The sequence below is a fragment of the Pseudoalteromonas sp. Z9A6 genome, assembly GCF_011378805.1.
Taxonomy (GTDB): Bacteria; Pseudomonadota; Gammaproteobacteria; order Enterobacterales; family Alteromonadaceae; genus Pseudoalteromonas; species Pseudoalteromonas distincta.
The window spans coordinates 25,547-50,843 of sequence record NZ_WTKZ01000018.1 but is presented as its reverse complement, the minus strand read 5'-3'; the positions used below and the strand labels follow the sequence as shown (position 1 = coordinate 50,843).

Annotated in this window: 17 protein-coding genes and 1 pseudogene; 8 read left to right on the top strand and 10 right to left on the bottom strand. The window is 36.8% G+C overall.

What is annotated here, in order from left to right; all coding sequences use genetic code 11:
* The first annotated feature begins 41 nt into the window (after positions 1-41).
* Complete coding sequence (glmM, locus tag GQR53_RS09155) at positions 42-1,397, top strand: phosphoglucosamine mutase (RefSeq protein WP_165743730.1); 1,356 nt, start codon at positions 42-44, stop codon at positions 1,395-1,397.
* A 164-nt stretch (positions 1,398-1,561) separates the two neighbouring features.
* On the opposite strand, the gene GQR53_RS09150 is transcribed toward glmM, so the two are convergent.
* The 7 genes from GQR53_RS09150 to GQR53_RS09120 all read right to left on the bottom strand — a co-directional run bounded on the left by GQR53_RS09150 (position 1,562) and on the right by GQR53_RS09120 (position 12,553).
* Positions 1,562-2,716 carry a DUF3596 domain-containing protein gene (locus GQR53_RS09150; RefSeq protein ID WP_165743729.1) on the bottom strand — a complete coding sequence of 385 codons (1,155 nt, stop codon included), beginning with the start codon at positions 2,714-2,716 and terminating at the stop codon, positions 1,562-1,564.
* Positions 2,717-3,063: 347 nt separating this feature from the next.
* A complete protein-coding gene (locus tag GQR53_RS09145) occupies positions 3,064-4,302 on the bottom strand; it encodes a hypothetical protein (RefSeq protein WP_165743728.1) in 1,239 nt (412 codons plus the stop codon).
* Between the two features lie 12 nt (positions 4,303-4,314).
* On the bottom strand, positions 4,315-7,200 hold the full coding sequence (locus GQR53_RS09140) for a site-specific integrase (RefSeq protein ID WP_121954979.1): 2,886 nt from the start codon (positions 7,198-7,200) through the stop codon (positions 4,315-4,317).
* Positions 7,193-8,797: a site-specific integrase gene (locus GQR53_RS09135; RefSeq protein ID WP_165743727.1), complete on the bottom strand. Its 1,605-nt coding sequence runs from the start codon at positions 8,795-8,797 to the stop codon at positions 7,193-7,195. Before GQR53_RS09135 ends, GQR53_RS09140 begins: the two co-directional genes overlap by 8 nt.
* Positions 8,798-8,950: 153 nt before the next feature.
* Positions 8,951-9,430 carry a hypothetical protein gene (locus GQR53_RS09130; RefSeq protein WP_121954981.1) on the bottom strand — a complete coding sequence of 160 codons (480 nt, stop codon included), beginning with the start codon at positions 9,428-9,430 and terminating at the stop codon, positions 8,951-8,953.
* Positions 9,431-11,584: 2,154 nt separating this feature from the next.
* Positions 11,585-12,010: a hypothetical protein gene (locus GQR53_RS09125; RefSeq protein WP_165743726.1), complete on the bottom strand. Its 426-nt coding sequence runs from the start codon at positions 12,008-12,010 to the stop codon at positions 11,585-11,587.
* Positions 12,011-12,334: 324 nt separating this feature from the next.
* A complete protein-coding gene (locus GQR53_RS09120; protein ID WP_165743725.1) occupies positions 12,335-12,553 on the bottom strand; it encodes a hypothetical protein in 219 nt (72 codons plus the stop codon).
* A 192-nt stretch (positions 12,554-12,745) separates the two neighbouring features.
* Here GQR53_RS09120 and GQR53_RS09115 point away from each other — a divergent pair, with 192 nt between their 5' ends.
* Complete coding sequence (locus GQR53_RS09115) at positions 12,746-13,243, top strand: hypothetical protein (protein ID WP_165743724.1); 498 nt, start codon at positions 12,746-12,748, stop codon at positions 13,241-13,243.
* A gap of 100 nt (positions 13,244-13,343) precedes the next feature.
* On the opposite strand, the pseudogene GQR53_RS09110 reads toward GQR53_RS09115, so the two are convergent.
* Positions 13,344-14,339: pseudogene (locus GQR53_RS09110) on the bottom strand (IS256 family transposase); the annotation flags it as partial.
* A gap of 439 nt (positions 14,340-14,778) precedes the next feature.
* Here GQR53_RS09110 and GQR53_RS09105 point away from each other — a divergent pair.
* Positions 14,779-16,101: a Fic family protein gene (locus tag GQR53_RS09105; protein WP_165743723.1), complete on the top strand. Its 1,323-nt coding sequence runs from the start codon at positions 14,779-14,781 to the stop codon at positions 16,099-16,101.
* Positions 16,102-16,592: 491 nt separating this feature from the next.
* Here GQR53_RS09105 and GQR53_RS09100 read toward each other — a convergent pair whose 3' ends face one another.
* Positions 16,593-17,036 carry an MbcA/ParS/Xre antitoxin family protein gene (locus tag GQR53_RS09100; protein ID WP_165743722.1) on the bottom strand — a complete coding sequence of 148 codons (444 nt, stop codon included), beginning with the start codon at positions 17,034-17,036 and terminating at the stop codon, positions 16,593-16,595.
* A gap of 1,315 nt (positions 17,037-18,351) precedes the next feature.
* Between GQR53_RS09100 and GQR53_RS09095 the strand changes: the two genes are divergently transcribed.
* The 3 genes from GQR53_RS09095 to GQR53_RS09085 all read left to right on the top strand — a co-directional run bounded on the left by GQR53_RS09095 (position 18,352) and on the right by GQR53_RS09085 (position 20,379).
* Positions 18,352-18,771 carry a hypothetical protein gene (locus GQR53_RS09095; RefSeq protein WP_165743721.1) on the top strand — a complete coding sequence of 140 codons (420 nt, stop codon included), beginning with the start codon at positions 18,352-18,354 and terminating at the stop codon, positions 18,769-18,771.
* A 28-nt stretch (positions 18,772-18,799) separates the two neighbouring features.
* A complete protein-coding gene (locus GQR53_RS09090) occupies positions 18,800-19,612 on the top strand; it encodes a hypothetical protein (RefSeq protein ID WP_165743720.1) in 813 nt (270 codons plus the stop codon).
* A gap of 419 nt (positions 19,613-20,031) precedes the next feature.
* The gene (locus GQR53_RS09085; RefSeq protein ID WP_165743719.1) at positions 20,032-20,379 is read left to right on the top strand and encodes a hypothetical protein; all 348 of its coding nucleotides are present in this window, start codon (positions 20,032-20,034) and stop codon (positions 20,377-20,379) included.
* A 398-nt stretch (positions 20,380-20,777) separates the two neighbouring features.
* Here the strand turns inward: GQR53_RS09085 and GQR53_RS09080 are convergent, their stop codons facing one another.
* Positions 20,778-21,524 carry a hypothetical protein gene (locus GQR53_RS09080; RefSeq protein WP_165743718.1) on the bottom strand — a complete coding sequence of 249 codons (747 nt, stop codon included), beginning with the start codon at positions 21,522-21,524 and terminating at the stop codon, positions 20,778-20,780.
* A gap of 817 nt (positions 21,525-22,341) precedes the next feature.
* Here GQR53_RS09080 and GQR53_RS09075 point away from each other — a divergent pair.
* Positions 22,342-23,508 (top strand): nucleotide sugar dehydrogenase, encoded by a 1,167-nt coding sequence (locus tag GQR53_RS09075; RefSeq protein WP_165743717.1) that lies wholly within the window; start codon positions 22,342-22,344, stop codon positions 23,506-23,508.
* 519 nt (positions 23,509-24,027) lie between these two features.
* Complete coding sequence (locus GQR53_RS09070; protein ID WP_024606393.1) at positions 24,028-25,032, top strand: NAD-dependent epimerase; 1,005 nt, start codon at positions 24,028-24,030, stop codon at positions 25,030-25,032.
* Positions 25,033-25,297 lie beyond the last annotated feature (265 nt).

The following is a 25,297-nucleotide window of genomic DNA, read 5'->3' as shown; positions in this document are numbered from 1 at the left end:
GACGCGTATAGCGTATTTGTAACATTTATAAAGGAATAATTATGCCACGTAAATATTTTGGTACCGACGGAGTAAGAGGTAAGGTAGGGACTTTTCCAATTACGCCTGATTTTGCAATGAAATTAGGCTGGGCCGCGGGTACTGTTTTAGCATCAAGTGGTACGAAAGAGATTTTAATAGGTAAAGATACACGTAATAGCGGTTATATGTTTGAGTCAGCCATAGAAGCCGGCCTTTCTGCTGCGGGTGTTAATGTGGCATTTGTTGGGCCAATGCCTACACCTGCGGTTGCTTATTTAGCATCCACTTTTAGAGCCGATGCAGGCGTTGTAATTAGCGCATCACATAATCCATATTACGATAATGGTATAAAATTTTTCAATAATTCTGGTACGAAGTTAAACGACGAGCAAGAGCTTGAAATTGAAGCCTTACTTGAGCAAGCATTAAATAATAACGCTATGCAGTGTGTAAGCTCAGAACGCTTGGGTAAAGCAAGACGCATTAACGATGCCGCAGGGCGATACATTGAGTTTTGCAAAGGCATATTTGCTAAAGATTTAACACTTGAAGGGTTAAAAATTGTTGTCGATAGTGCAAATGGGGCTGCGTATCACATTGCGCCTAATGTTTATGCAGAGCTGGGTGCTGACGTTATTAGCATTAACGATAAACCAAACGGTTTAAATATAAATGAGCAATGCGGTGCCACGCATCTAGATAGCCTTCAAGCAGCTGTACTTGAACATAAAGCAGACTTAGGTATTGCGCTTGATGGTGATGCCGACAGATTAATGCTTGTTGATGACAGTGGCGCTGTGATTGACGGTGACCAAATCCTTTATATTTTAGCTAAAGCAGCAAAGCTGCAAGGCAAAATGCAAGGTGGTGTTGTTGGTACACTGATGTCTAACCTGGGGTTGGAACTAGCGCTTAAGGAAATGGATATACCGTTCAAGCGCGCTAAAGTAGGTGACCGCTATGTTGTTGAGCAGCTTAAAAATACGGGGTGGAAACTTGGTGGTGAAGGTTCAGGCCATATTCTACACTTAGATTATGCAACCACAGGTGATGGTATTGTCGCTTCTTTATTGGTATTAACAGCGCTTATTCAGCAAAAGCAATCATTGAAAGACTACGCAGCCGGTATGCAAAAATTACCTCAGGTGCTTCTTAATGTGCGTTTATCACAAAATAATGCGAATGAGATTTTAAATACTGGTTCAGTTAAGCAAGCAGTACTAGAAGCTGAAACATTATTGGCAGATACAGGGCGTGTTTTACTACGTAAATCAGGCACTGAACCACTCATCCGTGTTATGGTCGAGTCAACTGATTCTGTCGCATCTCAAGAGCAAGCTGAGCATATTGCTACGGCAATAAAAGCGTTATTGTAGAAATATATATAGATTATAGAAGGTGAGGTTTCTATCTCACCTTCTAGTATATCTATGGGCTACATATATAATTTGGGTTAAATTACTGGCTATATGGCACTATTAATTCCCGAGTTTGCAAGCTAAAACGTAGCTAATTTTATTTAGCATTTTAATCAAACGCTTCATGCAATCCCACGCTCAACCATCATTTCATTAAACGCAAACCCATCCTGCCTTGACGCATTAGCAACATAAGGCGCATATACTTCAAACAGTAAACGTGTATCGCTATGCCCTAACATATGTGAAATATAAAGCGGGTTTTCGTGCGCAGCAATATGCAGCACAGCCGCAGTGTGGCGTGTTTCGTAAGGGCGTCTGCGTGCCAGGCCCGCTTTTTTTAGAGTGGGAAACCAAAGCTGCTTACTCACAAAGTGATTATCAAGTGGATTGGACTTATGAGTAAATACAAACTCATTACTCGCTTGGTTTTTTAAGCGGTTGAACAATGCATAGAGTGTATCGCACATTTTTAATTCGCGGCGTGACTTAGGTGTTTTTACATCACACAACTCACCATTGACCCAGTTATGGCGAATTCGAATCAACCTATGGTTGAAATCTATATCTCCCCAACGTAAACCGTGAACCTCACAGCTACGCATCCCTGTCCAAAAACGTACTTTAAAGTAATCTTTCCACTCAATAGGTGCCGCCTCTAAAAAGCATTGCACTTCATCAGCCGTTAGCGGGTTAGAATCAGCTCGCTCTTCTTTAAGCGTTTTGTATCGACGCATAGGGTAAGCAAAGTCATGCTCTTCAGCCGCCAAACTTAAAATCGCAATAAGTGGCCACAAAATGCCATTAATGCGTTTGTTGGTGAGCTTTCGTCGACCATTCTTTTTTATCATCGTTAGGCTTTCACGAAAATAATCCACATTGGCGAGTGTAATTTCACTCACGAGGATATTCCCAAACTCAGGAATTAAATATTTATCGAGCGTATTGCGCATTACGCTTTGATAGCTCTTCTTCCATTTTGCTTTTTGACGATCAAACCATTCATTGGCGTAATCATTAAAAAAAGGGTAGAGGCGATCGGGGTCTTTAGTGCGTTGCAGTGTCTCAAACTTCGCGACTTTTTTGCTATCAGGAAAGTAGTCACGGTACTGAAACGTTTCTAAGTCAATTTCCGCGTTCATTTTTTTAAGGGTGGCATTGGCTTTTTTTAAATTAGCCGGCGTTGCCATGAGCTTAGTGCCTTCACGAAAGCGCTGCCCATAAAGGTGTAAATCATATTGAATACGCCCGTTAGGACGAATGCGAATGTGGGCCATAATAGCCTCCATTAGTTAGTCAATCTATAAATAGATCTATCCCTCACCAATGGAATTCGTTAGAATTAAGCCATCGGCTGGGTAGGGTTAAACGTCGCGCAGCCGATACGGGGTAGAGAGGTTCCAGTCTCTCTACCTCAACTGCTTATTTTATTGTCAGTTATACGAATACCATACACTAGGTACAAAATCGCGCTACTAACTAGAATTTCAGTAATTAATATAGCAGGTACTGTTTATTTATCCAGTGCCCCGTTGTAAGTTTGTCGATTTTGAAATCTTTGCAAACAATGTGAGTAAGTGATGACACTGGGCTTAACATAAACACATTAGCCTCAGCAGATAATTTAAATATCATCAAACCCTAGAGCATCACCTTGTGGGTCACTAAAATCTTCCCCACGTTTCCCAAGTTTTTTCTCCAATGCTTTTTTAGCTTCTATTACCTTGTCCATTTTTTCAGGTGCAAGTTCAATATCATCAATACATTGATATGGATTGACTGAGTCTGTGTCGCTATAAAAACCGAGACTACGTTTTCCATTTTCATCTAGTAACATTTGCAACTTGATTTGCTTAGCTGATGTGATATCACTAATTTTCACTTTTGAAAGTGCACTTAAGTTAATACGGTAAATCGTAGGCGGTGTTTCATTGATTTCCTGTGTAGATAAAAAACAATTACCCCCAGTTTCTTCCGTTAATCCAGCGAGCATCACGCAATTACTTTCTATGTACAATAGTGCTTCGTTTGCTTTTTTTACTATGTTCATACTACGATAGATTTTAATTTCATCTTTTAAGGAATAGATACTGATAATAAGCCTTTGCTCAACGATGTAGTTTATTTCTTTTTTATTAGCATAATCTCGCAAAGAAAGTAACGAGTTGGATATTACGTTATAACCATCACTAAATATCGCCCGTTCATCATCAGTATATATAGTCACTGTTTTAGATTTAGTTGATTCACAGAGATTTTTTAAATTGTCAACGCCATCCTTATTCAATAATAAGTCAAATTTTGGTACAAACCCTTTAGGAGCATCAAATGGGATAAGTCTGTTGTCACGCTCGATACGAACTTTCAATTTTTCTTTATTGATTTCAAATGAATCGTAAGGCGTATGTGAATTTGCGATATTGGCCATTTCTATTGCTGAGGCTGTTGGTATTGTGAGCTGCTTTGCTTGTTCTACAAACATTAAAAAATCAAGGTGCTCGGCTACTATCTCTTTAGCCAGAATATATATACGTGACTCGGCTTCTGTTAGGGTGTCAACATGCGGGTAGGAGCTTTTGGAGGTATACTCGATATCGACCTCAATATTGGCCTGTTGTGAATGGACACTCAAACACTGATTGAAGCTGCTTGCGCATAGACTCCACTGTCCATTTTTTAATAACCAATCTTTTTCAATATTTAGACCGATTATTCGCATGTTATCACCTGCTCCCATGATTAGTTTGCATATTTTATCATCGATAATAAATGAAATCCGAGCTTCAGCATCCAATTTTATTACGCTCTTTAGAAAATCATTTATCGAAGTTTGCTCTTTTGGTTTAACAACTATTTTTGCCATTATTAGTTATCCTTATTTTAAGGTTATGTTTAAAAAGTATTGTTCCAACGTTTGCGCTAGCAATGTTGAGGGAATGAGAGTTCTCAGCGTGATAATTAATTGAGTATTTCCATAAGGCGTTTTACGCCAGTTAAAATTATCGGCTTTACGTAAAAATTGGTGCTTAACCATATTTAATTTGTTGCTGTTAAGGCTTTTTCTATTTTGGATTAGTAAAAAAGTAGCCGTGTAATGCTTTAATGACCCTCTGTGGCAAAGAGTTTTAAAAGCTTGCAATGTTTTTTGGTTGCATTTACAAGTAAATTGAATATCAAGGGTTTCGATATTTGATTTACCCTCTGGTGTGTGAAGAATTACTTTGGGTTTACCCAATGTTTTTAGCGCTGTTAGCTCTTTAGAGGTAAAGTTTAAATATTGTCCTTTTGCTAATTGACGCCATTGAATATTGGCTGTTTTAAAGTCTAATATTTCATTATTAAGCGCAGTAAATAGCTTTTTACAAAAGTAATAAAACGTATTTGTATTTTTATCGATAAATTCTTCAGGTAAGGAGCTAATCCAGAGAGGTGTAAAATCACACTTATTAAATGTAGAAGGCTGTTTATTGATCGTGCTGCTCTTACCTCCCATGAGGGTATTTAATTTCAGTTTATTTATAATTTGGCTCTCTGCTAACTCAGGCTGGAACTGCTTTTTATCCTTATTGCTCAGTAATGAGTACTCTTGGCTAAGTGAGTTTAAAATACGCGAAATATCATTTGAACCTACAGGGATATCAAAGATATAGCGAAGCTCTGCTCGTGAGTATTGGCGACATGCAGGTTTGAGTAATGCAATTGTTTTTTCCATACCATGAAGGTAATGACGACGAGTCGTTGCGTAGCTAGAGTGTCCCAGCTCCTTTGCTATAGTGTCTAATAATAACCCGGTATTCATTTCGTTAAATGGTCGGCCTTCTAACCAAAAATCAAAACGCGCTAAACAGCTTTCCTTAGATAGCATTGCCTCTGTAGCTTCATCTTGAAGGATACTTGATAAGTGACATCCTTGACGCTGATAAGCGAGATGTAATCCCTGTAAATAAAGTAATTCCGCACCACCATGACGCAAATGATGGAAGCGTACTTTAGGGCCGAATAGTGCTTTTAATGCTTGAGTTGCAGGGTAGATATAATAGCTTGAGCGCAAGCCTATAGATTCGTGTTCAAAACCAAGTAAAGGTTTCGTTTCATCACAGCCTGTTTTGATTTTTAATAATATTCGTATAAGTTTGGCTGCTGGCTCTGGCATAAATACAGTAATTATTCTCGTCTTTTTATTTTTAGTCGTCCCCTCTGGCGTATTTCTTATAACGATACTAAAAAGCTGATTTTTTTGTGAGTTTATGTTCGTAATGTCACCTAGGCATAACCTTAAAACTTCGCCTCTTCGCATAGCTCCGTAATACCCTAAGATGACTGCTATACTGGAAAATAGTCGCTGCATGGCATGCCCATTTTTTGAAGAAAGTAATAGCTCTACGGTGCTGTTTATCTGAGACACATTTAAGCAAAGTGGATCAACAAGGGAAGGCAGTTCAGGGCGCTCGAACTGTTCTAGATCTAACTCATCAGTGAGCTCTTGATGCGCTGCACTGCGAAGGAAATTATATAAATGCCACGGTGTTGTTTTTTCATCTAAACGTTCGAACTCTTTATGTGCCCAACGATGCAATGTTTCCGGGTTGGAGGCATCGTCAAAGCTTAATGGGTTTAAGTTTTTATAAAAGTTTGTATAGCGGTCGATACTTTGAGGAGGGAGCATCTTTTTGTGAACCCCACCTTCATTAAATAGTTCATCAGTAAAGTGAAAAAACAGTTTAGGTATCACATTGTCGTGATCCCAAGTTGGCGCAGTAGGCCTCATAACATTTTTTTGGGATGATAATTTATAGTATTTAATAAGTTTTGTATGAGGCCATGCATCGACGAGTGCTTTTTTTACTGTCCCTGCAACCGCTTTATTCATCGGGGGAATGAATAATAATTTTTCTTTTGCCGTATCAATAGTATGAGGTTTTGTGGATTCAAGTGGCGATACATGACGCATAGGATCACTTAAGTCACGTAATAATTTTGGTGGCACTGCATAGTGGTGATGCCAAAATGATTGAAAAGTACGCAACCATTCTGCTGGGCTCATTGCAGCGAAATAATATGGTTCAGTATCTACCCATCGATTAATAGCATCCAATAATGATTTTGTTGTTAACGCCTTTTCAGGGGGATAGTTATAAAAGTTTTGCAAAACCCTTAAAGGGAAAGCTGGCAGTGGGTAACGTGTGAAACTCGTGTTGCTTTCATCTGCATATGAAGCAATAGGTTTAGGGTGTGAAACTTTGAGTGTAAATTGCCCTTCGAAAAACTCAATACAAGTAGGTGTTGATAATATCCTTTGCCAGTACGATAAATGCAGCGGTGCCACTTCAAAGTTCAACACAAGTAATACCCAACCTAAATCATGCCATCGCTTAACTATAAAAGACTCACGCTGTGACTCATATCGGGAAAAACATTGACTTGCTCGTAGATTCTTTTTATGAATATTAAGTAGCCACATGGTTGACTCATCCGTAAAAGCTTGCTCTTTTACTTCAGGTAACTGCCAATTACATATTTCTTTCAAATAAAATAAAACGTGATCAAGTGCGTTTAAAAGCACCCATTGTTTACCTGTGGGTATACTTTTAATTCGTTTATTAATGTCGTTGAGCTGCTCTTTTGATAATGCTCGTTCATTAATACTCAAAGAGTTAATTAGATCACATACCCACTGAAGGTTGCTAGTTTCCTCGCAATCCATACCTAGCTCTACACGGTAGGTAATAATAGTCTGAGCCGTTAGTGCTTTTTTAGCCATGATTTACTCCTTTTATCTCAGCTAAATTTAAAAACTCAGGGATTTTATTTAAAAAAGAGCAAAACTTATTTAGTGCGATAGGAAATAGCTCATCGCTTCCTAGTTGCTCTCCATAATTTGCATGCCCAATAAGTCGACTTATATCTTGCGACGTGAGCGTAGGAGATAATGATGCTAATGCATGCTGGGCAAAAAAGTGTCGTAAATGATAAGGTACTACTTTTACTTCCCCAGGATTAACTTTAGACCACCACTTAGCCATGAACGATCGTAAAATCTTCGCTGATAATGGTTTTACCGATAAATTTTCATCAATCAAGAACCACATTAATGGAGAATCAAAAGTAGTAGATGAATGACGTTGTAAGTTTTGTAGTAAAAATTCGTAGCGTAATAATGCGAGACGAAAATAATCACATAACCAAATAGTACGATAACGACCTTTATCAAAAATGATGGCAGAGTGTTTATCGAAGCAATATTCTTTTTTAAATGTGATTTCGTGTGTTGGACGTGCACTTGTTAATGCAATATATAATAGTGCAAGTTCAAATACTCTAAAGTTATACAGCTCCAGTAAACTTTCTAGCGTATGCGTACTATACTCAAGCTTTTGGCCTTGCAAGTGAAGTTCCTGAAAAAAGCGACGTACTGAATCAACATTTATATATCTTATTGAACCTATAAAAATAGGTGGAGTGTTTATATAGTTTCGTTTTGCTGTTGATATATCATAGTGTAAAGAAGGTATTTTCCCTGATGTACTACATAGGTAGTCTTGTTGTTTAGTCGTATTGCGAATGAGCTGAGAGTCGTTATACAAAATAGGTTTTGGAGCGCTAAAAAATTTTAATAGCTCAGGCTCATAGATAGCTTGTGATAGTCGATCTAAGTAATATGTTTGAGCAATAAAAATATCAGATCTTATTTGATCACTGTCGCGTCTTTGATAATGAAAAGCACTAGAATGATGTAAGTTATTAACTCCAAGTAAAACGACTTGTGCTGGTGTTGTTAGATTTGGATCGCATTGAGCCATTTTTTTGAAGTGATTAAACAAAACATCCTTACGAACTAGATATTTTCCTTTTAATACCGGAGGAGTACGCCATTTACCATTAATAAAATGTAAGAATACCTCTTTCTCTTCCTGGCTCATCACCCAGCAATTATTAGCTTGCTTCGTTTTTGTTATTGCATCAGAGAACCAATGATTTAAACCATTTGGGATAGGTTGCCATTGCCAGTTAATCCCCTCTTTAGTTGGATAAGCAATAGCATATTCGATCCACGAAGGATTATTTCTCCGTACACTCCTTAAACTGTGTTGTTGACAAGGAGTATTACCACCAACAATGGTGATATCTGGAATATCTTTGCTCGCTCTACATGACGTGAGAGCACCGATCAGCCATAGATATAAGAAGTTAAAAAGTGCGCGATCATATGCTGTTACCTTCGTACTTGATGATGGCTTATATAGTTTTTTCAATCTTATTACAGCTGTAATTAACTTAAGAGCACAATGCCTAGCATTGGGGAATGGGGCTCCACTATTTTTAAATCTTTCTTTTGATTTTATGGCTTCATTACTCATCGTTTATACATTTCTCGTTTAGTTGTTCGTTATTGAAATCGGTTAACTTTAAGCTAAATAGTAGGGCTACCTCAGCACACTAGTAGCGCTTAAAAACATGAATAAATCCCATGGTATTTATTCAAAAAATTCTGTTAATGAATTCAGTTTTTATCAGATACATTTATCACCTCTAATACTTGACGGAGATACTTGAGCTAAATGACTAAGCTGTTTTTTACTGGGTACCGCTAAATTAAGTGATTTAGCGTTGTTATGTCGGCTGTGTAATTGCTGCGGTAAAGATCTGAATTCAGGTGCAAGTAGTGCTGGCTTTATTAGCGCAAGGGTAGAAATTATTGGCTCAGCTTCATCATAAATAATGAGTGATGCTATTAACTTATATGCTGCATCATGACTGAGAATTACTTTAATTAGAGGTATAATGGCTAATACAACGAACTGTCCTTCATTTTCAGTCTTCAGCACTGGTATAGGACAGGAATCAAGCACACACTGAAGTTCTTTAATTGAAAGATACTGAATGTCGAGTAGTTTTTTCTGCGTAATCCTATCGTCTGATAGCAAAGCAGTCAGCGTTGGGTGTTGTTGCAATTCAAGTACGTTTAAAGGTAGTTTTTTAATCTTTGGCACAACAAGAGCTTCCTATATAATTCAATTTTACGATTAGCGATATGTTCATTTTGTTATTTATTAATATTGCTCTGGCTTCACTAAAATAGAAAAGTGCACTTCAAAGGATTTAAATCGATTAACGTTTGTATTACCTCAATTGGTAATTCTTTGAAGCTCCGATTTGCTTTCAATTGCACAGCATCACTTTTTGCAAATTTACTCAGTAGCGGATGAGTTATTAGCTTTATCTTTAAAAGTGGAATCGATTTCTGTCTATATTTCATAATTAGCTTCTCCATATATTTTAATCACCAAAGCAGCGTAAAGATTTTGTTTCACTGCAGTGGTCATTTAGTCATGCTAATAAGGCCTACATAATCGAAGTCGAAGTAACAAAAGTTACTTCGTTAGGATCAAGCAAGGGAATAAATAGCTCCATAGGTACAAGTCGAATCGTAAACATTATTTTTGATATATAAAAAAATTAGAGACCCCTAAAAAGCATGCTGTAATTTTCCTTTTTTAAATATTATTTAATTTCAATGAGTTAAGTTTTGTTTTTTTTCTAAAAAAAGGGTGTTTTTTATGTTTTTTTTATTGATGTTATGTTTTAAGTGGATTTTTAGGTGATAAATAAGGCTATTTATGCGTTTTAATGTGGACGTTGGAAGGGAGAGTGACTGAACAAGTATTTATTTAAGGAAGACGTAGTTCGTATAACTAAAGCATATAACGATGAACGTTAGTATTGATGTTCTGATTTTTAAAATAGTTGCTTAACGAAAAAATATGAAGCAGAGAATGAACGCCTGTTCAGCTAATAAACTTTCAATTTTCCGCTATTTCCGCGACTTTAAGTTCTGAGTTTTATTCATAAATTTAAGATAGTCTCAAAAATGAATATCCACCCATCTAAGCGACTTCAAACTTTAGGTTTTTCGCAAATTAATAGATTTTTGATGAGTTCCAGAAATAGAGCACCCTATTTAACACTCTCTAAAATTTGAATTTTAAAAATGACTTTTAATTCAACCGGTTAATTTTTATGAGGTTTTTATTGTTTTATTAATTATAAGTTTTAGATTAGGTACAAGTGGAATCGTAAACATAATTTTTTGACATATAAAAAAATTAGAGCACCCTAAAAAGCATGCTGTAATTTCAATTGGTTAAATTTTAATTTTTTTAAACAAAGATTATTTTTATGTTTTTTAATTGATTTTGTGTTTTAAGTGGTTCCTGAGGTGATAAATAAAGCTATTTATGCGTTTTAATGTTGATGCAGGAAGGGAGCGTGACTGAATAAGTATTTATTCAAGGAAGACGTAGTTCATATATATAAAACATATACCGATGTACGCTAGCATTGATGTTCTGTTCTGATTTTTAAAATAGTTGTTTAACGAAAAAATATGAAGCAGAGAATGAATGCCTGTTCAGCTAAAATAGCTCCAATCGGTACGCTTTCTCACAAGTTTTTTCGCGAAAATTTTCGCACCTTCAAGTTTCGTTATTTTTTCGCCCTTTGAGTGTGGCTTTAAGTATGTAAGTAGTACTAATGACATATAAAAATAGCTCTCGTAAACCCCAATTTACGATAGCTATTATTATGTTTAATAAGGGTTGAGTTAACTTCTGTGCTCAATGGACTTCTAAGGTTTCACCGTTGACAGAAATTCAAAGACGCGAGAAACATTTAACAAGGTAGCTTGGGCCGTAGTCATAACAACGAATATTGCGTTCGTTGCGATTTAAATTAAGAATATATTTAGTTAATAATCTTGAAGTGGTAATGCATTTGCATTACCACTGATTGTAAGCTTAGTTTTGGGAGAGCATATGACACAAGTAGCTTTAGTTACAGAATCAACATTAACCGATCGTTTTCAAGCAACCGTACCTAATGTTGAACGCTAAGCATTGCACTTAGGTAAAAAAATAAAATTCAGTTTGAAATTCAGCCTAACGGTAATGTCATGTTTGCACGCGTGAAGTCACCTGAAAGTGAGCCTATTGTTGAATCCTTTTTAGCTTTTTATTGCTAATGATATGCAAAAGCACCCTGAAAATTTCAGCTACTTACGGAGGCTATGCGAGAGTATGAAACATCGTTTAAGCGCTTACAGCAATTAATAGCAAGCGCGTTTATATGGGGTGTTGTCGTCACATAGCTTAGAACGGGAAGCTCATGGCCCACTTGTCATTTTCGTAGACAAAATCAATCGTTTTTACTGAGCCGTCATTCAATGTATATTCATACATGCATGCGCCTCCCCACTCCTTAGGCAGTCCTTCTGCTTCTATTGTTTCAGCATCGAGATAACAAGTCTTTTCATTTAAAGTCATATTCCCCGTTTTTTGTTCATGTATTTTTTGAAGCATTTTGCCAGCATTCTGTAGCTTACTCTCTGACCAGTTAGCCATTTTTCTTGTTTTTCGTCCTTTAGGATCATAAACAACCGAAAAAGCGGTTTTAACATCACCGGCTTTAGCCGCTGAATTAAAGGTATCAATGACTTGTTCAGGAGAACCATTAAATGGTGAGCAGGCTGTGAGAAGTAGTGATGAAAGCGCGAGCAGGGGGATCGTGTTTTTCATAATTCAATGTCCTTATTTGTTTGTATGTTAATTGTACATATTTAAGTTAGCAGCTATATAGGTTATTTACAATTTACAGACTTAACTTTATGAAAAGTAGCCTGCTATGGGCGATGGAAGATAAATTATCGGAATATATTTTCACTATTTTAACTTCCGATCTTAGCTATGACAGATCGTTTCAAATTATCAAGTTTAGGCATTTTTGTGATCCATCACAAAAGTGAAGTCGGCAAAAAGTCTTTTTAAGGGGTTACAGTTGAGCAAGGAAAACGATTTTTACTCTTACCTTCTATTTCCCTGTAAAGTTCATAAGTTTAAAATTTACATTTCTATGATGCGTTGAATGACTTTGTCATGAAAACTACTGTAGTCTGGTGTCGCGCGAGGATGAGTAATTCTGGAGCATGTGGCATTTTCGGCGGTAAATCTCCAATATTTCCTTGGTATAATATCCCGATTATCATAGCCGCCAAAGTTTTCTTCAAACAGTTCCCTTATAATTGGCTCTATCCCTGTTAAGCCTGCTGAAAATGTTCTCATTTAACCTAAACCTATTTCACCAGTGTCATAAAATGGTATCAATAATGTGCTTTATGATACTAGTTTGGTAGTGTCATTCAAGGAGCATTTTTTGTATCCATAACAAGCTATCATTTATCGAATCAATTGTTTACGAGAGGCGTTAGGTGTAAAATAGCATTAAATACAAGTTTCTTAAAAATGGATTTAAAAATGGATTTAAAAATGGCTAGTAAAATTATCGGGCTTACTCTAATTTGTATTTCAGGAGTTGCAGAGTCAGCAAGTTGGTCTGTGAATGAATCAATCGATGAATGGACTGATGAAGTAGTTGTTAGTGGTTATTATAGTGATAGAGAGCTTGGAGTTTGGTCAATTTATTGCAATGGCACTGTTAATATGTATCACAAACCTAAGCACGGAAGGATAATTGGAACAGCATATGCAATCATTAGAATAGACAAAAATAAAGTACACGAAGGAATTAGATTAGGAGAAAGCCTGAACCATTGGGTTTATCCTTTAAAACAAGAATTATCCTATAAAAGTATTAATATATTAGATGAAATGCTTATTGGAAAATCAATGATGGTTAGATACAAGGATTTAGAGTATGAAAAAGGTAAAATTTCATTGAAAGGATTTAGTGATACATATAAAAAAGTTAGCGACGCATGTAATGCTAAAAATGGGGAAGTTAGCGGCGGTTAATTAGATTTCAATCGTGTGTACTAACACTCACCTTTTCAAGTTGAATTATCAGATATTGTGAGCCTGTAACGGATTCTGTGTAACTGCCCGTTGTTAGATTTTAAATATGCTTACTACTGAGGCGCTCCTCAAATTCAATGATAAAACGACTCATGTCTCGAGTTGGCATCGTCTATTTTTTCGATGCCTCTTTTATTGCCAAATAAATCATTTTTCTTGCAGAATCGTTATTTGGAAAGAGCTTACGTTTTTTAATCGCTCGACGAATAACGCTGTTAAGTGATTCAATAGCATTAGTTGTATAAATGGCTTTGCGTATTGCCTCAGGGTAATTAAATAGCGTATTTAGATTATCCGAATTCGCACGCCATGACTTGGCTATTTGAGGGTACTGACTGTCCCATTTCTCTGCAAATCGCTCCAACTCTAGCAACGCCTCTTCTTCTGTCGACGAACAGTAAATCAACTTTAAATCTGCCGTCACGGCTTTATAATCTTTCCATGAAACATATTTCAATGAGTTACGAACCATATGCACTATGCACAACTGAACATGTGTTTGCGGGTAAGCTGTATTTACCGCATCAGGAAAACCTTTCAGGCCGTCTACGCACGCGATTAAGATATCTTCAGCGCCCCGTTGACTTAATTCAGTGAGCACAGCTAGCTAGAATTTAGCACCTTCATTTTCAGAAATCCACATGCCAAGCAGTTCTTTATGACCATCAATATTAATACCTAAGGCAAGGTAAATAGACTTTTTGATAGCGCGCTTATCTTGGCGTGTTTTTACAACCAAGCAGTCCAAATAAACAATAGGATAAATGGCATCCAATGGCCGGGATTGCCATTCTGTAACCAGCTCCATCACTGCACTGGTTACACGTGACACCAATGTAGGAGAAATATCAGCGCCATACCACTCATCAAATGCATTAACGATATCACTGGTGCTCATACCTTGTGCATATAGCCACAGAATCTTATCATCCATTGAAGTAAATCGAGCTTGATGCTTTTTAACTAGCTGTGGCTCAAAAGAGCCTTCACGGTCACGGGGCGTATTAAGCTCAAACTCACCATCTTCCGTTTTTAAGTATATTAGCTATTTTTAATAGATTTTTTGATGAGTTCCAAAAATAGATCACCCTATTTAGCAATCTCTAAAACTTTTTTAAAAGTTATTTTAATTAAATGGTTTATTTTTTTGTGGTTTTTTACTGATTATATGTTTTAGATAGGGTTTAAAGGTGGTTAAAAAGATTATTTATGTATTTTTTATATGGACGCATCAAGAGAAAACTCTACGTTTGGCTGCTATTATTTTTCGGAGGGGTTACCATATCATTCACAATGATTTGAGCATTTTTACAAAGCGGACGTTTAAATAACCCAACCCTGTCCAAAAGGATTAATTTGATTTATACATCTTAACTTTATAAATCAAAATTCCTTTCTATATGATTCATAAAACGTAGACTTTTAAATCATAATTCGATATAAGTTGATTTATAAAATACAAGAGTTTAAATGACATGTATCATTGGCAACAAAAAAATTGGCCTCAATTCGAATATGATGTGACACGCTTTGAGGCAAGTGTCAGCGAGTATTCGAAAAAAGCCTACAGCATTGAAGGGGCATTATCGCAAATACCGTCAAAGGACCATAATGATGCATTTATCCACTTACTGGTTGAAGAAGCATTAAGCACCAGTGCCATTGAGGGTGAAAAACTTAACCGTGAAGAGGTGCGTTCATCGGTTGCTCGTTTTCTAGGGTTAAAAGAGCCAGAACGTGGTGGTTACTTCCCTAAAGAAAAAGGTATTGCGGCGATGCTTGTTGATGTGCGGAAAAGCATTAAAAGCGCTATGTCTAAAACCTTACTTTGTCATTGGCACACGCAGCTATTACACGGTAGTGAAGATTATTATCTAAACCCTATTACTAAAGGCGATTATCGAGACTCGCCTGTTGATGTAATAAGAGAAGATTTATACGGTGATAGTGAAATCATATACAAAGCACCCGGTAATAATCGCACTGAGGTTGAACATGAAATGGATGCTTTTATACAGTGGTATAACAGCGCCAATAGTTCAGGCCCTATAAAAGCAGCCGTTGCTCATTTATGGTTTGTCGCTATTCACCCGTTTCAAGATGGGAATGGCCGTGTTGGTAGAGCCATAGCAGAGCATGCGTTATTTCAAGACTTTTCGAGGCCTCCGCTTTTTAGTATGTCGAGCATGATTAATACTAATCGAATGGAATATTATCAACAGCTTAGAAATACCAATGCCAGCTTACAAATTAATGAGTGGATAGCATGGTTTGTTGAGTTAGTCAGAACTTCGCAAGATAAGTCACTTGAGTCTGTTGAATTTGTATTACAAAAATCAAAGTTTTGGGCTGAATATAGGGAGGTCAAACTCAATCAACGCCAAGAGAAGGTGATGAAAAAAATCTTCACTGTCGGCGCTGATGGCTTTGTGCGAGATGGTTTAACCAATGAAAAATATCGAGCGATTACTGGAGCGCCTCCGGCAACCGCAACAAGGGATTTAAAATCATTGGTTGATAATGACTTGCTTTACCCGTCAGGTGAAGGTAAACGTGGTTTACGTTACTTTGTGAACTTCCCGCAAGAGAAAAATCTATTTGCTGACAAAGAAGATGTTTCACTAGCTAATGATGTTAGCCTAATTAATATTTTTAAGAAAATAGAGCGTAATATTGAATATTTCCGTGGTGAAAAAAATTCAGGCTTAACAAAGCTTATTGATGAATATAAGGCTCTATCATTAGATGATAAAGTAGCGGAGCAAAAGTTAGAAAAGTTTTTAGGACGAAACAGGTAAATATAGTTTTAAGTTACCGGTATCTGGGCACACTATTATCTATTGGCTCGTGATACAAGGGTTGTCTCCGTCAGTAACAGTAGAAATCGGCTATTCATTGTCAGATTTGATTCAACTCTAGAAATCAAATCTGGCAGTTCAAGTTAAGACTTATTCAGCTAAACGCTAAGGTCTAAGCTTATTTAGGCTATAAGCGTCTTTACTTTAAATTGTTAGTTCCGTCGGCCATTTCTGAAAAGCACATACAGGAACAATTTGGAGTGGCTGAGGGATTACCAAAGCAGTTGCGTGATTAAAACCAGCTGAGAAATTAGGTTTACGTATGAATATATGCGGCTTAAATGACAAACCGAAGCCTTTTCAAGCATACCCGATTGTTGTGTAGAGACGGTATAAGCAGCAAGACAACGGGTTTAGCACTATGGCGTTCAATACTGAAAGACAATTACAGGGATTGTTATATTGCTTAGGGCCTATCCGATAAACGACTATTACGCTGTAAATCCATGCTGTAGCCCGCTAATGACTCTGCGTATTAATTCACGGCCACGGATACTGTTCATTATGGCTCGCGCGGGTTGATTATCAAACTGAACATTGGGTGTGTCTAACCATATATTCCAATTATCGATACTGCTGAAATATGCAATCCCAAAGTTTGATAATCGTGCCACTTCTATCGCATTCTCACTGATCTGTTTATTTAAGGGCTTATCTTTGTTACATAACAAAGTACGCTCAGTTGTGCCCAACACTTTTGCTAAAGTACCCAATTCCCATTGTATTAAAGTAGAAAAAGTACGCAAACCGGCTGTTGTTAAGCCTACTTTAACTATGGCTATTTCAGCCATAGGGTTTGAGTGTGTATTTAAATTACCAAGCGTGACGACATTGAGAAAGTCGTGCCTTGTACTTCTATTTTGTATCGAACTCATTAGTAACTCACTATAATTAATGACAACTACCTTTAGCGTGCGCAGCTAACCCGCAAAGCCCTGAGCAAAATACTATAGCAATGTAATTAATAATATTCTGAATCACATACGGTTTTGGGACATAAAATACGTATGCCGACTTTTACGCTATCAAAGCTGGAAAACATTGCTGATTAGATAAAAGAACACTATCTGTTTCTATTTTTAAGAGCGTATAAACCAGTGACGAGAGCCACTACAGACATAGCTAAAATTAATAAAGTGGCTATTTGTATTGCGTTCATAAATTATCTCCTGATGAGTATATTTTAAACTTCATATTAAACTATAACTTTGAAAATTTTTAGTACAAATTTAATATGTACAGACTAAAGCTTTATTGTTGTGTGTTTTGTTTTAAATATGGTTTATTTAATTGGTTTGGCGTTAGCTAAAAAAACGACGGTGGGGTGTTTACTAAAGTGGTAATTAGGCCGGAAGTTGAAATGCACTCGATGAACAATAAATAGACGTGCGATACTTGAAAAAATCATAGTCACTCCTTTTGACGTGTCCCACCATGGGGCTTATGATAATAAATTGCAACAAATTACCCTGCTGAAGTACATCTAGCAGCATCGATTCAATCAATTATTTCCCTCATTTTTATGGCGGGCGTATTTTTACTAGGCGCATTAGTAACGGGAAAATGGATTGTGCGACAGCCTCCCTATAGCGTATCTATTGTTACTTGTTATAACTATAATTACTCAAGATGTTACAAAGGCTGCTCCTCGTGAGGTAAAACGCTAGGTGATAAAAAATAGTGTTTAGAACTAAATTCTTTCAGTAATATAGATTGTTTTTTCGATACGATATTTAATCAAATGTTATCGTATATGCTTGGTAAATAATGATAGTAATAAGCGGGCATACGAAAGTAAAAATGATGCTTATAAGATTTTTTCAAGATGTTAAAATCCAGGAACCCACCCGATAGCTGGAATGATTCAATAAAAGTTTCTAAAAACAGAAAGCGCTAAATTCTGCAAAACCTTGCCTAACTCCTCGTCCGATGGGCGGAGCATAATGTAGAACCCCCTCAAAGCACTCTAAAATTTGGTTTTATGCATACTCTGTAGTGGCTGGTAAGAGTACAAAACCTGCTATTTGATTAAATCACATGTTTAATGAGCAATATCAAAGTCCTCATAGAGGTTGATATTTAAATTTATTGTAATCATATGTTAATGAATGTTATTTTATGTGGTGTTCTATTTTCATTGAAGATTTAAATAGATCTAGGAAGAATTAACTTATAATTAAGGAATATAATATGAAAAAACTTTTTTTACTCCCCCTCTTATTGATCACATCAAATGCTAGCCTGGCTAAAACCCCAGAAAAAATCCCAGATATTATCCAATTACAAGGGCCATATAATGTCACTATAGAACAAGCACAGAAAAGTGTCGTGAACCTATATGTGCCGGATAATGGTGCCGCAGCAGTTGATATAACAGGGCCGGATAAGTTTATTAGCTACACTAAAAGTACAAGTCAATTAGCGGTGGAAATAAAATCAAAAGGAAAAATAGCGACTATTAGGAGTTCATTAGACCCTAAACAAATAAGCACCATATCACTTGAAACTGAATGTGGCCGATCAATCGCGGTAAAAATAATTGGATTAAGCACCAAAAGTGATCCAAGTAAAGTAAGGCCTAAGCTTTTGGCTACTGCAACTAGCTGCTAAATAGTTACCCATTATTAAAGGAATAAATATGGAAAAGCACCACAGTGCTACCCAAGGAAATACATTCACGCACTTAAAACTATTAAACAAATTAGGGGTCGCCTTTTTTGTTATGTTCATTATTGGCGCGTACCTGCCATTAGCTGATTTAGGAGGCTGGTCAACAGAAAACTTTAGCCTCAATACACTCGCTGAACCGACACTGTTAATAATTTTAGCTGTGGCAGGCACACTAATTTACGCATCGGGGGTTAGCCGTTTAGCAGGTAGAGCAGTCTCCTTTCTCTTTGTGATTTTAATTGTAGGTTGGTTTTTATCTCAGCTATACGATATTTATGACATGGCAAAAACATACAGAGAGGTGCGGGGACGTCCTTTTGAGTTTAAGCACTTCGCACGTTCATTTGAAGATGTGGTAGGCGCTTTAAATATCCAAGGCGAAGATATAATATCGCCGGCCAGTTTTTTATTAGTCATTTCATTTATAGGCATTGCGGGCTGTATTTATTCACCCCGTTACAGAGAAAACAAGCTACTTAAAGCCACTTTGCTAGGTCAGAATGTACCTGCTAGTGAGTCGCCTTTGTCATCTGCTAACGAAAATAGAAATAGTAATAAAGAGAATACTGTTATTGCTAAAGGCAAAAACTTATTAAGTATCATCGTACTTAAAGCTATTCGTTTTATTAAATATATTTATAAAATTGTTAAACCGCTAATTGAAGCTCTGCTTGATAAAGCTGCTGACATTATTTGTGAAAAGCAGCCAAACTTAGACCGAGAGAAGCTCAAATGGGTATTGCTCGCTATTATTATCGTACTGATTTTTATGATCTTTTAATAAAAGTAACGACCTGCCAATATTAACGGAATATACAATGAAGCAAATTAAATTATTAGGCTTATCTTCATTATGCCTGATTACAGTTGCATGTAGTGATATTGAAGATACGAAAGCAATAGCATAAATGACACCAACAGAAGTCGCGCTTTTTGCATGTAATACATTTAATAATAAAGAGCTTGAGCAATTACAACCTTTAGTGCCTAAAAAGTCATATGACAGGTTAATTCGAAAAAGCACCAAAAACCCAGAGGAGTTAACATCGTTTATTAAAAGTGTAGATTGCACTTTTACACAGACAGAATGTATCTCCAAGAAAAAAGTAGATATGACACGCGTCTCTTTTGAGGCGTTTGCTGCTACTAAGATCTTCAAAATTGAAGATAAATACCAGTACCAATGGAAGGATAAAGAATATGAAAAAGTTAATCGTTTCAACATTAACAGTGCTCGTTCTGTCAGGTTGTTCATCATCAAAAGATGAAGCTACTGAGGTTGCTCAGAAAGCCTGTCTTGCCGATAAAAATAGTGATATGAGGAGCATGGCTAAGTATGTGAGTGCTGAAATACTTAAAGAAAATAAACAAGCACATAAAATGCTTGGTAAAGGATTAAAAGCATTTTTAAAAATGCAGAACTGTGATGTAGAGAATACTAAAGAAGCAGAGGATGGACGTTTTGTTGTTAGTTTTAAAAAGCATAGTAGCTATATTGTTGGTGAAATTAATGGTGATTTAAAAGTTGTGGAAGATATGTACTTTTAAATGGGGAGAGTCTCATGAGAGCGCTTTGACTTGGTGCTCTCCAACCTCTGCTTGCAATGAAAAGCGAGCATACTTTGTGCTTAAGGCACATTACGTCTAAAAGCATCATCGCTAAATGGAATTTACAAACTCAGTACGTCTTTTAATGTATATGCATATATGTAGTCCCTCGCCATTGCTTAGGCAGTTCAGTGTATCTAAGCCTGTGAGGGTTAGCTGTCTCTCGCTGTGTTCTTTTGTAAGGTAATTGGCAGGTGTTACAGCTAATAATGAAGCGGGAAATCGTTATCAAAGCGATATTAATGGCTGTATGGACTGATAAAACAGCCTAGCTTAAAAGCTAGGCTGTCGGATCCTATTGTTCGCCACGTAGTGGCAACGATGGATCGTTCACATTATTAAGCATTCGTTACTTCTGCGACTTTTGCTTTTACGCTTTTCAAAATTTCAGCGACATCAATCACGTTTTTATCTGATTTTTTGGTTTCAATTATAGCATTGACGACAACTTTAGAGCCGTTTCTATAAGGAAAAGACTCCACGAGCATAACAACTTCTGCACCGTCGACTGTCGTCATATAGTAATCCTCTAAACCCAGTTTAGAGTTACTACCATAAATGCGGAATCTGCCATGTGCTTTTTTCATTAGGCGATCAAAGTTAGCTTTTACTGACTGAGAAGGGTATTCAGAGTTTATTTCAAATTTTGTTTTAAACTGTGAGTTTTTTAGGTAAGCGGCTATATCGATACTCGGCACAGCAAAAGGGAGTATAAACCCTTGCTGATAAGGCGTCATTTTTACCGGCTGATAGGTAACTATATTAGCATCTGCTGTACGCTCAGTGCTTTCTTTAATTGTATATACGGCACCCGATCCTATAGTTCCATTGTGGACTCGCTTTTCTACTAAAAAGTCGCCAGACGCTTCAGCCGTTTTTATGCTGTCATACTTCACGCAACCGCTATCACCAGAGGAGACACATGTATTGTATGCGTTAAAACTTATGTCAATTGATTGATCGAGTGGCATCTTATAGCTAACGCTAGGGATGTTTGTTAGTTGAACCTCAGCAGGGGGCGGGGTTGATTTACACGCTGTCAATGTAGAAGCAAACATCGCAACGGTCATTACTTTTTTAAACATACTTCGTCCTTTGTAGTAATAGAAAACTTACACTTCCTGTGCCTTGTATCTTGCGCAATAAAAGTACAAGTTATTAGATTTTAAACATATTCTAATAATATTTGATTACTTCATCAATAGATAAAGTGAATTTTTCTTAGCAAAAGGCATGAAAAGTGATAAGTGCTGCGATGGCCTGTATGTAATCTGTGAAGGCTCTAACGCGTGGTGAACATCAAACTATATGTAAAATACTTCCATTTACGAGAAGCTTGAGTAAGTTAAAAAGTGTATTTTTATACCTTTTTATCTCAGACTTTTGCGAGGTGAAAGTGTCTCAAATAGCCAGATTCAGACGTTTTTCTGTCTCATGATAAAAGCTAAATTGTGCTAAAACCTATACTGTATAAGGGCTGCCGGGGAGGGAAGTGTTTTCTTCTAATAGAGGGAACTATTAGATAAAGAACTTACATAACTAAATTGAGGTATTGACTTCATGAGGAATGGCTTTGTTTTTCACTTTGACTAATTTAGGTGCTTTTACAGCCTCTTATATTTAGACCGATATTTATAAAATTTTGAAGTTGGTAACTTGTTTTTCCTACAAAACACGTCAATAAATAAGCTACTAGTTTGTTACTGCCCAATCAATTTTTGCCAGTCATTAAGGGGTCTTTGTGTGCATAATACCTACAGTAAAAAACTGAGAGCATTTTCACTTGATTGAATTCACTCTGCTAGGTGTGGTTGCTCGGATGTTTACGAAAATAATAACTTTTCGTTTTCTCTGCTCCCTCTGGTAAAATAATAAAAATATTTTTAAATATAAAGGATTAATATGAAAATTGCTGTGGTCGGTACAGGCTATGTAGGCCTTTCTAACGCTATGTTGCTAGCACAACACAATGAAGTGGTCGCATTAGATATAGACGAACACAAAATAGCACTGTTGAATGATAAAAAATCACCAATTGTTGATACCGAAATTAGTGAATTTTTAACACGTAGTGACTTAAACTTTACAGCAACTACCGACAAAGTAGCAGCGTACAAAAACGCTGATTTTGTAATTATTGCTACACCCACTGATTACGATGTAGAAAACAATTACTTTAATACAAGTTCTGTAGAAGCGGTAATTAAAGATGCGATAGCGCATAACCCAAATGCAGTTATGGTTATTAAGTCGACTATACCCGTTGGTTTTACGCAAGGTATTAAAGAGACGTTAGGCGTTAGTAACTTAATATTTTCGCCAGAGTTTTTACGTGAAGGTAAAGCACTACACGATAACCTATACCCATCGCGTATTGTTGTTGGTGAGCAAAGTGAGCGCGCGAGTGTATTTGCAAGCTTACTTAAGCAAGGCGCTATCAAAGAAGATATTGAAGTACTTTTTACTGACTCAACTGAAGCCGAAGCTATTAAGTTGTTCTCAAACACTTATTTAGCAATGCGTGTAGCTTACTTTAATGAGCTTGACAGCTACGCTGAAGCGCATGGCTTAAACTCTAAGCAAATTATACAGGGCGTTAGCTTAGACCCTCGCATAGGTGATCATTACAATAATCCATCGTTTGGATATGGCGGCTACTGCTTACCAAAAGATACTAAGCAATTACGTGCAAATTATGCAAATGTACCAAACAACATTATTGGTGCGATTGTTGATGCTAATACTACACGTAAAGACTTTATTGCCGACTCAATAATAAAGCGTAGCCCTAAAGTGGTTGGTGTATATCGTTTAGTAATGAAAACAGGGTCTGATAACTTTAGAGCCTCTGCTATACAAGGCATAATGAAGCGTATTAAAGCGAAAGGTATTGAGGTTGTAGTTTACGAACCCGTGCTTGAAGAAAGTGAGTTTTATCATTCTCGTGTCATTAAAGACTTAAATGAGTTTAAGCAAATATCTGATGTTGTTGTATCTAACCGTATGGTTGAAGAGCTCAGTGATATTGCTGACAAAGTTTATACTCGCGATTTGTTTGGTAGTGATTAATAAACAAAGTTTAAAGACTAAAAGTTAAAGGTTAAAGGCTAAAGGCTAAAGGCTAAAGGTTAAAGGCTAAAGGCTAAAGGCTAAAGGCTAAAGGCTAAAGGCTAAAGGCTAAAGGTTAAAGGCTTATAGTTGAAATTAGTTTTTTTTGTGCGTGAGCAAGCTTCACGCCTACAACTCAGCCGTATAATTGCGATGTTATTGTTGTAGGCACCTTACTTGCTGGCTCGTTTAGGCTTTTTTCGTGCGTGCGCAAACTTTACGCCTACGACTCAGCCGTATAATTGCGATGTTATTGTTGTAGGCGCCTTGCTTGCTGGCGCGTTAGCAAATAAGCATAGCTTTAAAAAGTTAAAGGCATTGAGGTAAAAGTACGGACCTGAATAGAAGAGTCTAGGCAGTTATCAAAAATGATATCTGCCTTAATGAAAACTATTGAAACTTGGGATTAGGCTTTTAGTCTTCAACTTTCAACTTTCAACTTTCAACTTTCAACTTTATCAGCTTAAAGATTAGGAAATTATGAAATATTTAGTAACGGGTGCTGCTGGTTTTATTGGCGCGGCAACATGCCAAAAATTATTAGCGGCTGGCCATGTAGTAGTCGGTATTGATAACCTTAACGATTATTACGATGTAAATTTAAAACTAGCTCGTTTAGCGCAGTTTGAAAGCCATGAAGCGTTTACATTTATTAAGCTTGATATAAGTGAACGCCCAGCAATGAGCGAGTTATTTAAAACACAGCAGTTTGATAAAGTAATACATTTAGCGGCGCAAGCCGGTGTTAGGTATTCAATAGAAAACCCTGATGCTTATGCAGACTCTAATTTAGTAGGGCACTTAAATGTGCTTGAAGGGTGTCGTAATAATAAAGTTAAACACTTGGTTTATGCTTCATCTAGCTCTGTATATGGCTTAAACGAAAAAACACCGTTTGAAACAACCGATAGTGTTGATCACCCAGTGTCGTTTTATGCTGCAACTAAAAAAGCGAATGAGCTAATGGCGCATAGCTATTCTCATTTATATAGTTTACCTACAACAGGCTTACGCTTTTTTACTGTATATGGGCCATGGGGTCGCCCAGATATGGCCCCATATATTTTTACTAAAAAAATACTTGCCGGCGACACTATTGATATAAACAACAATGGCGATATGTGGCGTGACTTTACTTACATAGATGACATAGTCGAAGGTGTTGTTCGTGCTGCCGATGTTATACCTGTTGCAAACCCAGATTGGAAAGTTGAAACAGGTTCACCAGCTTCTAGCTCTGCTCCGTATGCGGTTTATAATATTGGCCACGGTAGCCCAATAAACCTAATGAAGTTTATTGAAGCCATTGAAGCTGAACTAGGTACTGAAGCTAAAAAGAACTTCCGTGAAATGCAAGCTGGCGATGTTTATAAAACTTATGCTGATACTACAGATTTATTTAATGCAACAGGCTATAAAGCGCAAGTTGGTGTTAAGCAAGGCGTGAGTGAGCTTATTAAGTGGTATAAAGACTTTTATAAATAAAGGTTACAATTTGTAAGTCATTTAAAACACTGTTTTAAATTTAAGACAGTGCTTTTTTTTGCTTTTAATAAAGTTAATTTAGATGAGCGCGAAGTAAATTCGCGCCTACAGGGTGTGTGTATTGTAGGTGAGGTTTTATACCTCGCTTTTGGTAAAGTTAAATCACATGAGCGCGAAGTAAATTCGCATCGATAGGGTGTATATTGTAGGTGAGGTTTTATACCTCGCTTTAGTAAAGTTAAATTACATTAGCGCGAAATAAATT